The sequence below is a fragment of the Kushneria phyllosphaerae genome (assembly GCF_900312995.1).
GTDB classification, from domain to species: domain Bacteria; phylum Pseudomonadota; class Gammaproteobacteria; order Pseudomonadales; family Halomonadaceae; genus Kushneria; species Kushneria phyllosphaerae.
On record NZ_ONZI01000004.1, the window covers coordinates 261650 to 275130 of the forward strand.

At 55.8% G+C, this 13481-nt stretch carries 14 protein-coding genes; 12 read left to right on the forward strand and 2 right to left on the reverse strand.

Going from position 1 to position 13481, the window contains the following annotated elements; genetic code table 11:
- The first annotated feature begins 105 nt into the window (after positions 1-105).
- Entirely contained in the window at positions 106-585 is a 480-nt protein-coding gene (locus tag KSP9073_RS14325) for an OmpW/AlkL family protein (protein WP_165814268.1), read from the forward strand.
- A gap of 106 nt (positions 586-691) precedes the next feature.
- Complete coding sequence (locus KSP9073_RS14330) at positions 692-1831, forward strand: GGDEF domain-containing protein (protein ID WP_108843654.1); 1140 nt, start codon at positions 692-694, stop codon at positions 1829-1831.
- A 75-nt stretch (positions 1832-1906) separates the two neighbouring features.
- Here the strand turns inward: KSP9073_RS14330 and KSP9073_RS14335 are convergent, their stop codons facing one another.
- Positions 1907-2803 carry an ATP-grasp fold amidoligase family protein gene (locus KSP9073_RS14335; protein WP_165814269.1) on the reverse strand — a complete coding sequence of 299 codons (897 nt, stop codon included), beginning with the start codon at positions 2801-2803 and terminating at the stop codon, positions 1907-1909.
- 646 nt (positions 2804-3449) lie between these two features.
- On the opposite strand from KSP9073_RS14335, the gene KSP9073_RS14340 reads away from it, so the two are divergent.
- A complete protein-coding gene (locus KSP9073_RS14340; RefSeq protein ID WP_243409266.1) occupies positions 3450-3701 on the forward strand; it encodes a flagellar protein FlaG in 252 nt (83 codons plus the stop codon).
- 70 nt (positions 3702-3771) lie between these two features.
- Here KSP9073_RS14340 and fliE read toward each other — a convergent pair whose 3' ends face one another.
- Positions 3772-4089, reverse strand: coding sequence for a flagellar hook-basal body complex protein FliE (gene fliE, locus KSP9073_RS14345; RefSeq protein WP_108843971.1), 318 nt, complete (start codon positions 4087-4089; stop codon positions 3772-3774).
- Between the two features lie 271 nt (positions 4090-4360).
- Here fliE and fliF point away from each other — a divergent pair, with 271 nt between their 5' ends.
- The 9 genes from fliF to fliN all read left to right on the forward strand — a co-directional run bounded on the left by fliF (position 4361) and on the right by fliN (position 13463).
- Complete coding sequence (gene fliF, locus KSP9073_RS14350) at positions 4361-6112, forward strand: flagellar basal-body MS-ring/collar protein FliF (protein WP_108843657.1); 1752 nt, start codon at positions 4361-4363, stop codon at positions 6110-6112.
- Positions 6099-7103 carry a flagellar motor switch protein FliG gene (fliG, locus tag KSP9073_RS14355; protein WP_108843658.1) on the forward strand — a complete coding sequence of 335 codons (1005 nt, stop codon included), beginning with the start codon at positions 6099-6101 and terminating at the stop codon, positions 7101-7103. The genes fliF and fliG overlap by 14 nt, the downstream gene beginning before the upstream one ends.
- Positions 7096-7788, forward strand: coding sequence for a flagellar assembly protein FliH (locus KSP9073_RS14360; protein WP_108843659.1), 693 nt, complete (start codon positions 7096-7098; stop codon positions 7786-7788). Before fliG ends, KSP9073_RS14360 begins: the two co-directional genes overlap by 8 nt.
- Before the next feature lie 27 nt (positions 7789-7815).
- Positions 7816-9192: a flagellar protein export ATPase FliI gene (gene fliI / locus KSP9073_RS14365; protein WP_207771482.1), complete on the forward strand. Its 1377-nt coding sequence runs from the start codon at positions 7816-7818 to the stop codon at positions 9190-9192.
- A 61-nt stretch (positions 9193-9253) separates the two neighbouring features.
- Entirely contained in the window at positions 9254-9700 is a 447-nt protein-coding gene (gene fliJ, locus KSP9073_RS14370) for a flagellar export protein FliJ (protein ID WP_108843660.1), read from the forward strand.
- Between the two features lie 30 nt (positions 9701-9730).
- Positions 9731-11185 (forward strand): flagellar hook-length control protein FliK, encoded by a 1455-nt coding sequence (locus tag KSP9073_RS17700; RefSeq protein ID WP_207771483.1) that lies wholly within the window; start codon positions 9731-9733, stop codon positions 11183-11185.
- A 273-nt stretch (positions 11186-11458) separates the two neighbouring features.
- The gene (gene fliL / locus KSP9073_RS14380) at positions 11459-11947 is read left to right on the forward strand and encodes a flagellar basal body-associated protein FliL (protein WP_108843661.1); all 489 of its coding nucleotides are present in this window, start codon (positions 11459-11461) and stop codon (positions 11945-11947) included.
- A 6-nt stretch (positions 11948-11953) separates the two neighbouring features.
- On the forward strand, positions 11954-12961 hold the full coding sequence (gene fliM / locus KSP9073_RS14385) for a flagellar motor switch protein FliM (protein WP_108843662.1): 1008 nt from the start codon (positions 11954-11956) through the stop codon (positions 12959-12961).
- The gene (gene fliN / locus KSP9073_RS14390; protein ID WP_108843663.1) at positions 12954-13463 is read left to right on the forward strand and encodes a flagellar motor switch protein FliN; all 510 of its coding nucleotides are present in this window, start codon (positions 12954-12956) and stop codon (positions 13461-13463) included. The genes fliM and fliN overlap by 8 nt, the downstream gene beginning before the upstream one ends.
- Positions 13464-13481 lie beyond the last annotated feature (18 nt).

Here is a 13481-nt window from a genome sequence, read left to right on the forward strand (position 1 = left end):
CGGCCTTCAGCCTTTCTGAGCTGACAGGCTTGCAACAGGGCGACTGGCTGATACGACTAAAAGCCACCGGCGTAATTCCGGTGAATAAAAGCAGCGAGCCCCCCATTGGGCGGCCGGCTGGAAACCTCTTCACAGGTTTTGCCAACGCTGGATATCAGTTATTTCCTGACTGATCACTGGTCAATAGAAGCGACGACTGGCGTCATCCCAACGGATGGCCGCTTGAAAAAGAGCCAACAGGGCGATTTCAAGGTCAGCCATACCAGAAGCGGTACGGCTTCACTGGTCGCTCACTATAACTTTCTCCTCGACGCCGCTCTGAATCCATGTCTGAGGGCAGGTGTTAACCATACCTGGTTCATTAGCGTTGAGTTTGCCACGGGCGTGCCAGAGATAACGATGGAATCCATTACCAGCCCGCTTTTTGACGCCGGACAGGATTACCGCCTCTTTGAATACTGGTATGCGACCGCCAGCGTTCGCTATGTGATAACGCCTGCGCAGCATTTCAACGGGGATGGTTTTAATGCCAAAAGCGATATCGATGTGCTGGTACTGGGCGCAGGCATGGGCCTGCGTTTTTAAGCTTTGAAGGACTGGGTCAGAGAGGCGCCGCAACGCACGACAGGCTCCTCAAAACGTCACCGGCAGGATTGAAAATGCCGGGTATTTACGGGGATACGCCAACTCCATGCTTGATCTTGCAACGCTAAGCTTTTCCAGTACGGTCAGCCGGGCCGCCTATTTCGCAGTGTTCCTGATCCTGGCATTGCGTCAGCGGGAAAAGTCCTACCTTTGGCACTGGCTGGGGGCAATTATGGCCTCCCTGCTGGGCGCCATGATGCTGGCCAAAGAGCCTACTAATCTGACGCTGCCAATGCTGGAAAGCATGCAGATCTTTACCCTTTATATGGCCAGCCTCGTATTGTCGTGGAGCGGACTAAGGCGTTTTTACGGTCTTCATTTTCATATATATGCCATTGTGGCAGTGGTCATCCTGACTGTAACGCCTGCACTAGCCTGCCTGCTGGTGCCATGGTTTGGCATTGCGAAAACTACCGTCGCGAGCATTTACTTCCTCTGTGCGACCGTCGTTTCCGTCATGGTGGTCGTCGAGATCCTGATTGCCAGACGTGAAGATCTCTGGTCCCAGATTGTGGTGGCCGTTGCCTTTGGCATCTATGCCCTGGGCTTTGCCTTGTCTGCCGGCATGCTGATATTGACAGATCTTCAGATATCGACAGAAACCGCTCGTGTAACGATTATTTTTGATCAGATCAATAGCGTTCTGGTGTATGTCGGGTATGTGGCGATGAGTGGAGAGCGAGCCAATCTACAGCTCAGACATCAGGCCGACACTGATGCGCTAACCGGGCTTTTTAATCGGCGTGGCATTCAGCATGCACTGACAAGGCTTGATTTAAAGAATCCCGGTAGCACGGTATGCGTGCTTTTGGGCGATCTTGACCATTTCAAAAGAATCAATGACACGCTGGGCCATGAAGGCGGAGATGCCGTATTAAAAATCTTTGCCAAGCGTTTGAAAAACCTGATGCGCCGCGATGATATCGCTGTACGCTGGGGCGGGGAGGAGTTTCTGGTCGTACTGACTCATACCACCATTGACGAAGCAGGTGCTTTCGCAGAACGATTGAGAAAGCATATTGAGTCCGAGCCTTTTGTGATTTCTGCACAAGCCATCAACGTGACCATCAGTATCGGCGTTGCTGAAATTGAAAGGCCTCAGGAGACGTTTGACAAGGCCATTGGACGCGCTGACGACGCCCTTTATCAAGCCAAGCATGACGGACGCAATCGCGTCTGCCGCTAGTGTTGCAAACCTGCAGAACAAGGCTCATTGCAGTGCAGGTTCACTCGAGCCCCTTTCCTTATTGAGACCCTCTCCTCAATACCGATTACCTTCCATGTCTTCATAGCCAAAGTCTTTGGTCATCGGACGATGATCGAACAGCTCGCCCCAGGCCAGATCATGCGCTGCTGACCGGAAGTTTTTCATGCCGCCGGTAGGTGTAAAGGTAATTTCGCCGAAATAGATTGCATCGCGCATCAGATAGAAATCAACGCGTGCAAACCCAAAGCCTTCAGACAGCTTGAGGGCCATTTTCATGGCGCGATCCAGCTGTGCTGGTTTCTCGATCGGACAGTCGGTATTGAAACGCTCGTTGACGACATCCACGAGATTCCAGTCCTGATCATAGTAATCGACATGAAAGTCGGTGAAACGGTCATGCGTGACTTCAATAAAGACTTTGGGCGCCTGCCCTTCTGCACGAAAACAGTAAAACTTGTAGTCCTTGGGAATCTTGCCGTTTTCGTCGAGCAGCAGCTTTTCACACATCAAGCGCGGGGTGATGCTTCGGTAGTGAAGCTCTCGGCTGTCACGATAGAAGTTGCTGGCCAGCCAATGGTCGCTAAGCCGCCGTATCAGATCAAAACTGTACTCGGCCTTGTTACGCACCACCAGGTTATAGCCAGAGCCATGATTGGCCTTGAGTACAAAGCTACTGGGAAGCCTGTCGTAATCGTGCTGGGTAAAGGGCTGGGAAATTGGATACAGCGGCAACAGGGTCTCATTGCCAATCTTCTGGCGAACGTAGTCACGCACCAGCAGTTTGTCACTCAGCGGTGAGAAAATGGGCTCTGGATGCAGGCGCCGATAGCATATTTTTTCGTTGAAGGTTTCAGGATTGACCAGGTTGGGCCTGACGCCAAAATGCTTCTGGTAGCGGTGCGCAATATAAAGGCGATCCGGTATCCAGCGTGAAATACTCCTTCGCATCATGCGCAGCAAGCTTTGGCGCCTTTGGGGAAGAAGCTGTTTTTTATCCGTGTCAAAACCCTGCATCTCTGCTTTGGCGTGCTGACTTGTTGTTGGAAAAACGTGTAATTCCGCCATTGCCGTCCCCTGCGAGGTCAATTGATATTTCAATAAGTAACTTTGACTACGCAAAAGGTAAAACGAGTAACAAAAAGAAAGTGTGCTGTAGCGCGCATGCTCCCTGGTTCTATCTGATCTCGTGGCGGGCTGACGAAACGAATGGCTGACAGGGTGTCATGAGTCAGGGTTGTAAACGACTCAGCTTCAGCCTGACATCAAGCAAGCAACTAACACATTGTTTTAATTAAAATTAATGAAAAATAAAACCTGGAAAAGAACTGGTGTGTTGCTTTTTATAGTGCAAAACACCTTGTTTTTGTGGCTTAAAAGAAGCCTTGAAACTATGAGCCATCAGGTTCCAATTCATATTCTTCATGATTTATTGTATCAGAGCTTTTTTATATAAAAGCGATTTAGCACAATTTTTGTTAGCAGCTTTGACAGCAACCCCGAAAAGGGAGCATCACCATGATCATTACCCCCCACCATTTTGATCGCCGCCAGTACGTCATTATCCAGCAGGGCCGTTATGGCCACGTCGGCGGCAATGATGCCGATATCCGTGACTTCAACGCCGCCGAGTAACACTGCGGGCCTTGAAAAGGCCGTGACACAGCTGAACCAGGGTTTCACATCGATTGGCATGGAGTTTGATATTCATGACGATAGCGGTCAGGTCGTAACGCGCGTAATCGATAGAGAAAGTGGTGATGTGAGTCGTCAGATTCCAACGCAAGAGGTACTTCATATGGCACGTCTGGCGACGTATCAGAAAGGCCGGCTGCTGCAGACCACAGCCTGATTCCAAAAGAATCAAAATGATGAACATGCACGGGCGATGGAAAAGCGCCCGTGCACTGCCTTCTTGAGGCTTATACCTGCATGCTCATGATCTCGCGATAGGCGCTGAGAACACGGTTGCGCACCTGAATGCCCATCTCCATGGAGACACTGGCCTTTTGCATATCAACCATGACATCGTTGAGTGCCACATTGCTGTCACCGCGTGAAAACGCCACAGCCTTGGCTTCAGAAGCCTGCTTCAGACCATCAATTCGGTCGATCGCCCCCTTGAGTTCCCCCGCGAAACTGAGCCCGCCTGTCTGCTGGGCAGCATTGTAATGACCGCCTGCCTGCTGCGCCACGCTCTGCATCTGCTGAACCAGGGCCTGAAGGCCCGCTGCTGCCACTGACATTTGAGTAACCTCAAGAGAGTAAAGGTAACTGAAAGTAAATTTTGTCACCGAATGCAGCGCAGCTTAAAGACAAAGTGCTCCTGTCGATTGTTCTAAATAGTGAAAAAAACAACGGCTATTCGGTCCTTCAATCTTGTTACTTCCCGTAATAATGACGCCACTCCCGGTATAGGGCGCCACCGTTCCCGGCGCCCAGCGCATAAAAGAGTCTGCCGATGCCCATCGAGCTGAACCCGCGTAACCCCAATAACTCTGAGGCGATGTGATGAGTGCTCAAGCAACACAAGGCACCGATCAGAAGCTGTCCGGACTGATGGATCGCCTCAAGGCCAATCCGCGTCTGCCCCTCATTGTGGCTGGCGCTGCTGTCATCGCGATTCTGGTCGTGCTTTTTTTATGGGCGCGTGCACCCGATTATCGCGTGCTGTTTTCCAATCTGAGTGACAGTGATGGCGGTGTCATCATCGCTCGTCTGGATCAGATGCAGGTGCCCTATCGCTTTTCGGAAGGCGGTCAGGCCATTTTGATTCCAGCCGAAAGCGTTGAGCAGACACGGATGGCACTGGCCAGCGAAGGGCTTCCCAAGGGTGGTGGCGTTGGCTTTGAACTGATGGATGGCCAATCCTTCGGGATCAGCCAGTTTGCCGAGCACGTCAATTATCAGCGAGCCCTCGAAGGCGAGCTGGCCCGTTCCATTGAATCAATCGATTCCGTGCAAACGGCGCGCGTCCATCTGGCGCTGCCACAGGAATCGGTTTTCGTCCGGGACCGCCGCCAGCCGTCGTCCTCGGTCATTTTGACCCTGTATCGCAATCGGGCCGTCAGTGAAGGTCAGGTCAACGCCATTACGCATCTGGTCTCGGCCAGCGTCTCGAACCTGCCGGTCAACCAGGTCACCGTGGTGGATCAAAACGGTAATCTGCTGTCACAGCCGGCCGGCAACGATACGCGCAACCTCAACGATGCCCAGCTCAAGTACACCGCTCAGGTGGAAGAAAGCTATCGCAAGCGCATTGAGAACCTGCTTTCAACGATCGTGGGGCATAGCAATGTCCGCGCTCAGGTAACTGCCAGCATCGACTTCTCCGTTGGAGAGCATACGCAGGAAACCTACGATCCCAATCAGGATCCCAATCAGGCCAGCGTGCGCAGCATCCAGTCCAGCGAGAGTGAGCAAAGCGGCAGCAGTGGTATTGGCGGCGTTCCCGGGGCGCTGAGCAACCAACCCGCACCCACCGTGCCCTCGCCGGTCGAAAACGCCGCAGGTAATGGGCAAAACCAGAACAATGCGCAGCAAGATAATGGTCAGAATGAGGATGGTGAGGAAACTGCTACCGCTCAGGCACCGACCGGACCACGCTCTACCTCACAAAGCAGCACGACCAACTATGAAATCAATCGTGTCATTCGTCATGTACAGGAAGATACCGGTCAGGTTCAGCGTCTTTCCGTCGCGGTAGTGGTCAATTACCGCAATCAGACAGGCGAAGATGGACAGACCGAGATGATTGCCCTCTCCGAGGATGAGATGGCCCAGATTCAGCGTCTGGTCCGCGAGGGGATGGGCTACTCCGAAACACGCGGAGATTCGCTGGAAGTGGTCAATGCTGCCTTTAGCCAACAGGCCGAAGCACAGGCACCGACGCTTGCCTGGTATGAAAACCCCGAGATTATCTCGCTGGCCAAAACGCTGGGTCGCTATCTGCTGATTGCCATTGTCGCCTTTATCCTCTGGCGCAAGCTGCTCAAGCCGCTGGTAGAACGTCAGCAGGCCATGCAGGCACCAGCAGGCGCCACGGCCACTGGCAGCAACGGTACGCTACTGGCGACCGCCGGGGATGACGAAGAAGAAGATGAAACGCCGGAAGCCGATATCGCCGAGCAGATCGCGAAAAAGCAGAAGCGACGTCAGCGCATTGAACATGAAACCCTGTTGAGCACGGTCCGCGACCAGGCTCAGAAAGACCCCAGAATGGTCGCAATGATTATCAGAGGCTGGATCAATGGCAAAGACTGAAGGCAATGAAGAAGGCATCGAGCGTAGTGCCATTCTCATGATGGCGCTGGATGACGATACGGCTGCCGAAGTCTTCAAGCACATGTCACAGCGTGAGGTTCAAAAGGTAGGTCTGGCCATGGCCGGACTCACCCAGCTGACCAACGAACGTCTGATGGAGGTGCTCCGGCAATTTGATACCGAGATAGAGGAACTCGGTGGTCTTAACCTGCAATCGAGCGACCATATTCGCTCGGTGCTGGTCAAGGCGCTGGGTGAGGAACGGGCCTCCAGCCTGCTGGAAGATATTTTTGAATCCGGCAACGATTCCGGTATCGATGCTCTGAATTTGATGGAACCCAGCGTGGTCTCTGAAATGATCCGCGATGAGCATCCTCAGATCATTGCGACCATCATGGTTCACCTGGAGCGCCACCAAGCCTCGGAAGTACTGTCACGCTTTGATGAAGGGCTGCGCAACGACGTAGTACTGCGCATTGCCACCTTCAGTGGTGTACAGCCGGCCGCGCTTCAGGAGCTGACCGAAGTCCTCAGCGGTCTGCTGGACGGCCAGAACCTCAAGCGCAGCAAGATGGGCGGCGTAAGAACGGCAGCCGAAATCCTCAACCTGATGAACACCACTCAGGAAGAGAGCGTTATCGAAAGCGTGCGCCACCACGACGACTCTCTGGCACAGCAGATCCTGGACGAGATGTTCGTCTTCGAAAATCTGGCCGATATCGACGATCGGAGCATCAAGCGTATTCTGCAGGATGTCGACAGCAACTCGCTGGTCATTGCCCTCAAGGGTTCGCCGGAAGAGCTCCGCGACCGCTTCCTGTCCAACATGTCCTCGCGTGCCGCGGAGCTTTTGCGCGAAGACATGCAGATGCGTGGACCGATTCGTCTGTCGCAGGTCGAGGCCGAGCAGAAAAACATCCTGCAGCTGGTACGCCGTCTGGCCGATGCCGGCGAAGTAACCCTTGGAGGCGGCGACGACGCCTATGTCTAAATCGAACGATCACTCATCTTGGCAGCGCTGGGAAATGGATCGTCTGGAAAGACGTGAGGCAAGACAGCCCGCACCTGAGGTACTGGAGAAGCAAAACATTCCCCAGCGCCGGGCAGAAGACGACATACGCCGCGAAGCTTTCGAGAAAGCCCGCAAGGAAGGTTTTGAACAGGGTCGGCTCGAAGGCCATGAGGCCGGATATGCCGCAGGGCTGGAAAGTGCCCGGGAACAGGCACATCAGGATTATCAGCTCGAGCTTGAGTCGCGCCTGCACGAAGCACTGGCGCCGGTGGCCGACATGGTTCATGCCTTTGATACGGCTGCCGGCAAACTCAAGGACGATATTGCCTATACCCTGGTCGAACTGGCGCTGGAGACCGGCCGCCAGCTGGCCGGGCGGTCGCTGGAGCTGGCGCCCGAACATATTCTTGATGATATCGAAAAACTGATGATGGAACACCCGACCCTTGGGGGCTCACCGCGTATCTGTGTCCACCCCGATGATCTGGTCATGGTTCAAAAGCAGCTGAGCACCCTTCTCGGTGATGTTGGCTGGCAGCTTAAAAGCGATGTCTCCCTGTCACGCGGTGACTGCCGACTGGAAACCGATCAGCTTGAAATCGATGCCACCCGAGACGACCGATGGGAACGTCTTCGTCACGCCGTCGGCCATGGCAAGCATTGATGCACCCAAAGACAGGAGGCAGCGCTTATGTCATCAAATAGTGATGCCATGCTCAACCAGTGGAAGCGCACGCTGGAAACAGCCACTCGACGTGTGCAGAAACTGCCGACCAATCGCGAACGTGGTCGGCTAACGCGCGCCACCGGGCTGGTACTGGAAGCAGTCGGCCTGCGCCTGCCACTGGGATGCAGCTGCATGGTCGAGCTGGCCGATGGTCAGGGAGAAACCGAGGCTGAAGTGGTCGGCTTCAATGGTGATCGTCTCTTTTTGATGCCCTTGGTCGAAACCAGTGGGCTGGTGCCCGGCGCCCGTGTCTGGCCGGCCAACCCTCGCCCGGGTGCCGGTCAATCCCAGAGCAAGCAACTGCCGGTTGGGGATGCCCTGCTTGGGCGCGTCGTGGATGCCCGTGGTCGGGTACTGGACGGCCGTGGACCGCTGATCGAACCGGATAACGTCTCGCTGAATTCCCCAACGCTTAATCCGCTACAGCGTGCTCCCATCGAGGAAGTACTCGATGTTGGCGTACGCGCCATCAACGCCCTGCTGACCGTCGGGCGCGGTCAGCGTCTGGGCCTGTTTGCAGGCTCGGGCGTGGGCAAGAGTGTGCTGCTGGGCATGATGGCCCGCTACACCCAGGCGGATGTCATCGTGGTCGGCCTGATTGGCGAGCGCGGCCGTGAGGTCAAGGACTTCATCGAAAACATTCTGGGCGCCGAGGGTCAGCGCCGCGCTGTGGTCGTGGCCGCTCCGGCCGACATGTCACCGCTGCTGCGTCTGCAGGGGGCCGCCTATGCCACACGTCTGGCAGAAGACTTTCGTGACCGTGGCAAGAACGTACTGCTGATCATGGACTCCCTGACACGCTATGCCATGGCCCAGCGTGAAATTGCACTCGCCATCGGTGAGCCGCCGGCGACCAAGGGGTATCCGCCCTCGGTTTTTGCCAAGCTGCCTGCCCTTGTAGAACGTGCCGGCAACGATGCCCCGGGCAAGGGCTCGATTACCGGATTTTATACCGTCCTGACCGAAGGCGATGACCAGCAGGACCCGATCGCCGACGCGGCGCGCGCCATTCTTGACGGCCACATTGTACTGTCCCGAAAGCTTGCCGAAGCGGGCCACTACCCGGCCATCGATATTGAAGCATCAATAAGCCGTGCAATGACGGCGCTTATCGACGAACCACATTTCGAGTGCATCAAATACTTTAAGCAGATGTTGTCACGCTATCAGCGCAACCGCGATTTGATCAGCGTAGGGGCCTATGCCGCAGGCAGCGATCGATTACTGGATGAAGCCATCAGGCTCTATCCGGCACTGGAAGCCTTCCTGCAGCAACGCATGAGTGAACGCGCCGATGTCGAGCATTCCGTAGAGGGGCTCAAGTCGCTTTTGACCTCATAGCGTCCGGGAGACCGCACACAAGCCAGCCACCAGGCTGACTGCCACTGATACTGAGGGGACCATGTCCAATCATTCATCACTTGAAATGTTGATCGAGCTGGCCGAAGGCGATCGTGATGCTGCGGCCAAACTGCTGGGCCAGCTGCGCTCGGCCCATCAGCAAAGCCATACACAGCTCGAGATGTTGAGTGATTATCGCAATGATTATCTGCGCCGCTTCGAGCAGGCCATGCAGCGTGGACTGACCATGGCCTCCATTCAGAACTATCAGCGCTTTTTATCGTCGCTCGATCACGCCATCGAACACCAGCGCCAGCAGGTCAATCAGCATGAGGGCCGCATCACACGTGGCATGACGAACTGGCAGCAGCAGCAAAAGCGGGTGAATTCCTATGACGTCCTGATCAGCCGGCGCCGTCAGGAAGCAGAACACCGCATGAACAAGCTCGAACAGCGCCAGAGTGACGAATATGCCAGCCGGGCAACGTCTGCGCTGGGTGGGTTCTAACCACGTTTTTTCTGTCAGGAAACATGACACATGCTGACGCCAGTCAACGCTCAGATCACCTCCCAGGGCTCTGCCAGCGCCACCCAGAAGGGCAGCGAGGGCGATAGCGGTTTCGGTGCCCTTTTAAACGATACAAAAGCACGTCGTCAGGGCGATACCGAGTCCTCAAAAGCAGGCCCGGACGACCGCACCTCCACGGTCTCCCGGCAGCAGACTCGTGCCGATGACGCGGGCTCAGATCCAAAAGGCGCTGCGCTGCGCAAAGACAGTGGCGCCAGCATCGCCGCCGATCAAAAATCGCTGCCGGCGAGCAATGCCCGTCAAACGTTGTCCAGTGCCCTTGAGCAGCTTCAGGGCAATCGTCTTGAAAGCCGTGAGCGTCTTGATGAGGCTGCTGTGCAGCGGGGCACTGACCGAGCTCGTGCGACGCTGGCCAATCAGAAAGGAGGTGATGAATCACGCCAGGCAAGGCTTGCAGCGTTGTCAGGCGAGCGCCAGCCTCTTGAGTCGTTAAAGGCTGAGCGCGCCGTTAGTCCCCTTTCGAATATCGGCAGGTCAATTGCCAGCCGCACTGACAGCCAGGCCGATACGCTCGATGAAAAGGGCAAGCGCCTGACCCAGCGTGATCAGACAGAAGACGCCAGCACGCTCTACGCTCTGGTCGATACCGGTCTGATGATTCAGACGCCGCAGGCCCAGAAGCCAGGCGCCGGTCGTGAAGGTGGCCTGCCCGCTCGGGGCGTCATGCTCGAGCAGGGACTGCGGGGTCGTGACAGCTCGAAAGCGGATACCACGCTGGCCTTGTCTGGCGGCCGTGATCAGGACAGCGTCAGAAGTGACCGCCTGTTTGGCGAGATTCTTTCGCAGCGCGACGGATCTGCTTTCCGAGTGTTTGGATCGAGCTCTGATGCAACGGTGGGTACTCAGGCAACAACGCCTTTGACCAACGACAGTCCGCTGAACACTCTGTCTGCCCTGACGGGTCAGTCAGGCGCCAACTCGATGGCGCCTGGAATAGCCCAGGCCGTTACAACGGCCACGTTGCCTGCCATGGACAGCGATCAGTGGAGCTCGGCATTTGAGCGCCAGGTCATCAATCTCAGCATGCGTGGTGGCGGTGAAGCGCGACTGAACATGAACCCGCTCGAGCTGGGGCCGCTGTCCATTTCGCTGAAGATGGGCGAGCAGAGCGCTCAGCTGCATATCGCCTCGCATCATGCACAGGTTCGTGCCGCCATTGAAGCCGCCCTGCCCCAGCTTCGCGAGGCCTTTAGTGCCAGCGGCATTGAGCTGGGTCAGGCCTCGGTCAGTGATCAGGGCAGTTTTCAACAGGGTGGCTTCCAGCAGCAGGAACGAACGCCCGGCACCCTGGCCTCACGTGACGACTCAAGTGCTATTACGGGCATTGATACCGATGCCGAGGTGATCTCGATCAGCACCCTGCCGGGACGCTCGCTCAACGGCGGCATCGATCTTTTTGCCTGAACGTCCTTCAAGGATCGACTCAGGCGTCCTTTAAAGGTCGAATAGAAGGTCCTTTCGGGCCGCACTGGTATCTGCCAGCGCGGCCCTTTTATTTCATTGATTGTTTACAACAGACACGGCCCTGAATTTCAAAACGTTGAGATAACCGTCTGAGACCGCGCTATTTGATCCATCGTTTGGCGCGCCAATCCGTACCATGGCATCAACCCGAACACATGATGTTACGGATTAACGAACAAGTGTTCTCAACCCTCACTGGATTGATCTGACGCCATGACGACCTCTACCGCAACGCCTCCGGCCAAGACCGGCAGTAAAAAACTTCTCTGGATCATCGTCGCGCTGCTGGTCATTTTGGTAGGCCTGGTGTGTGCTGGAGGTGCCTGGTACTTCCTCAAGGGGGATACCTCCGCTGAGGCACACGTGGCCGAGCAGGCGGCATCGGCGCCCGTTCCGGTGTTTGTTGAGCTCAAGCCCTTTACCGTCAACCTCAACGATGGCAGTGGCCGAATTCTTTATATCGGTATCACGCTCAAGGCAGAGGGCGAAGAAGCCGCTGCAACTCTGAGAGAACAGATGCCCGAGGTTCGCAACCGTATTTTGATGGTGCTGACTGGCCAGCAGGGCGATCAACTGACCACGCCCGCCGGCAAGCAGGCACTGGCACAAGCATTGATCGGTGCCTTCGAGCAGCCGTTCAATGGCGATACAAGCAGCGTCGCGGTAAGCGATGCCCTGTTCACCGATTTCATTGTTCAGTAGGTCCCCATGGCAGATGACATGCTGTCCCAGGAAGAGATCGACGCGCTACTCAAAGGGGTAAGCGGCGAGGAAGAAGAGACGCGCTCCGGGGACATTGGCACCAAGCGTATTCGCCCTTTCGATCCAGCCAATCAGCAGCGTGTGGTACGCGGTCGCCTGCAGTCGCTCGATATCATTCATGAGCGCTTTGGTCGCCGCTTTCGCATGGCGCTGTTCAACCTGATCAGACGTACGGCGGACATTACGGTAGGCCCGGTCAAGATTCAGAAATACAGCGATTTCACGCGCAATCTGCCGGTGCCCGCCAATATCAACATGATCGCCATCAAGCCCCTCAAGGGCAATGCACTGATCGTGTTTCCGCCTAACCTGGTTTTTCTGGTGGTGGACAGTCTCTTTGGCGGAGATGGCCGTTTTCTGACCAAGTCGGAAGGCCGGGAATTTACCCATACAGAGCAGCGGATTATCCGGCGTCTTTTGAATCTGACACTGGAGAGTTATGCCGAGGGCTGGCAGTCCATCTACCCGGTGGAACTTGAGTACCAGCGCTCGGAGATGCAGGTGAAGTTCACCAACATCACCAACAGCTCCAATGAACTGGTGGTGAACACCACTTTTCACGTCGAGGTGGGCGCCTTTGGCAGTGATTTTCATATCTGCATGCCCTACTCGATGATTGAACCCATTCGCGAGACGCTTTCGGGGCCGCTGCAGCGCAACGACCCGGAAGAAGACCGCGAAAGAATGCAGCGCCTTGCCGGTGAGGTGAAATCCTCAAGCGTGGAACTGGTCGCGGACTTTACGACGATCGAGACCACTCTGAACAAAATCTCGAAGCTGTCGGTGGGTGATGTTCTGCCCATCGATCTGCCTCAGGACATTAACGTGCGCGTCGACGGTGTCCCGGTCATGGCCTGCGATTACGGCAGCCTCAATGGCCAGAAGGGTCTGCGCGTCAAAAGATTGATCGACCATCGTCCCATCGATGCCCACAGGAATACGCATCATGACTGATCCCAAAAATCCGGATTCACCCAACGACAAGTCTGACGAGATGCCCGATGACTGGGCCAGTGCCATGCAGGAGCAGGGTGCTGCCAGCGATGAAGACGATATCGACTGGGGCTCGGCTTTTGCAGAGACCGGCGAAACCCCGGAGCATACTCTGGAAGAGACGCCTCCTGTGGCTGCGGCACCACCTGCCAGCGATCTTATTTTTCAGCCCCTGTCGGGTACTGACGCACACGGCCAGTCGCGCGAGCTGGATGTCATCATGGAAATTCCGGTCACGCTGTCGGTCGAGCTGGGCCGTACCCGCATGACCATCCGCGAACTGCTGGACTTGGCCAAGGGATCGGTCGTCGAACTTGACGGTCTGGCCGGGGAGCCCATGAACATTCTGATCAATGGCTATCTGATTGCGCAGGGTGAAGTGGTTGTGGTGGAGGACAAATATGGTATTCGTATTACTGATATCATTACGCCCTCCGAGCGCATTCATAAGCTTAATCGTTGAAGCTTTGCCTCGCTCGTG

What these genes read in the sequence shown, in the direction of transcription:
- fliJ (WP_108843660.1), top strand. Translation starts at nt 9,254, where the DNA reads ATGTCCAATCATTCATCACTTGAAATGTTGATCGAGCTGGCCGAAGGC.
- KSP9073_RS14330 (WP_108843654.1), top strand. Translation starts at nt 692, where the DNA reads ATGCTTGATCTTGCAACGCTAAGCTTTTCCAGTACGGTCAGCCGGGCC.
- fliM (WP_108843662.1), top strand. Translation starts at nt 11,954, where the DNA reads ATGGCAGATGACATGCTGTCCCAGGAAGAGATCGACGCGCTACTCAAA.
- fliF (WP_108843657.1), top strand. Translation starts at nt 4,361, where the DNA reads ATGAGTGCTCAAGCAACACAAGGCACCGATCAGAAGCTGTCCGGACTG.
- KSP9073_RS14340 (WP_243409266.1), top strand. Translation starts at nt 3,450, where the DNA reads ATGCCGATATCCGTGACTTCAACGCCGCCGAGTAACACTGCGGGCCTT.
- fliI (WP_207771482.1), top strand. Translation starts at nt 7,816, where the DNA reads ATGTCATCAAATAGTGATGCCATGCTCAACCAGTGGAAGCGCACGCTG.
- KSP9073_RS17700 (WP_207771483.1), top strand. Translation starts at nt 9,731, where the DNA reads ATGCTGACGCCAGTCAACGCTCAGATCACCTCCCAGGGCTCTGCCAGC.
- fliL (WP_108843661.1), top strand. Translation starts at nt 11,459, where the DNA reads ATGACGACCTCTACCGCAACGCCTCCGGCCAAGACCGGCAGTAAAAAA.
- fliG (WP_108843658.1), top strand. Translation starts at nt 6,099, where the DNA reads ATGGCAAAGACTGAAGGCAATGAAGAAGGCATCGAGCGTAGTGCCATT.
- KSP9073_RS14335 (WP_165814269.1), bottom strand. Translation starts at nt 2,803, where the DNA reads ATGATGCGAAGGAGTATTTCACGCTGGATACCGGATCGCCTTTATATT.
- fliN (WP_108843663.1), top strand. Translation starts at nt 12,954, where the DNA reads ATGACTGATCCCAAAAATCCGGATTCACCCAACGACAAGTCTGACGAG.
- KSP9073_RS14360 (WP_108843659.1), top strand. Translation starts at nt 7,096, where the DNA reads ATGTCTAAATCGAACGATCACTCATCTTGGCAGCGCTGGGAAATGGAT.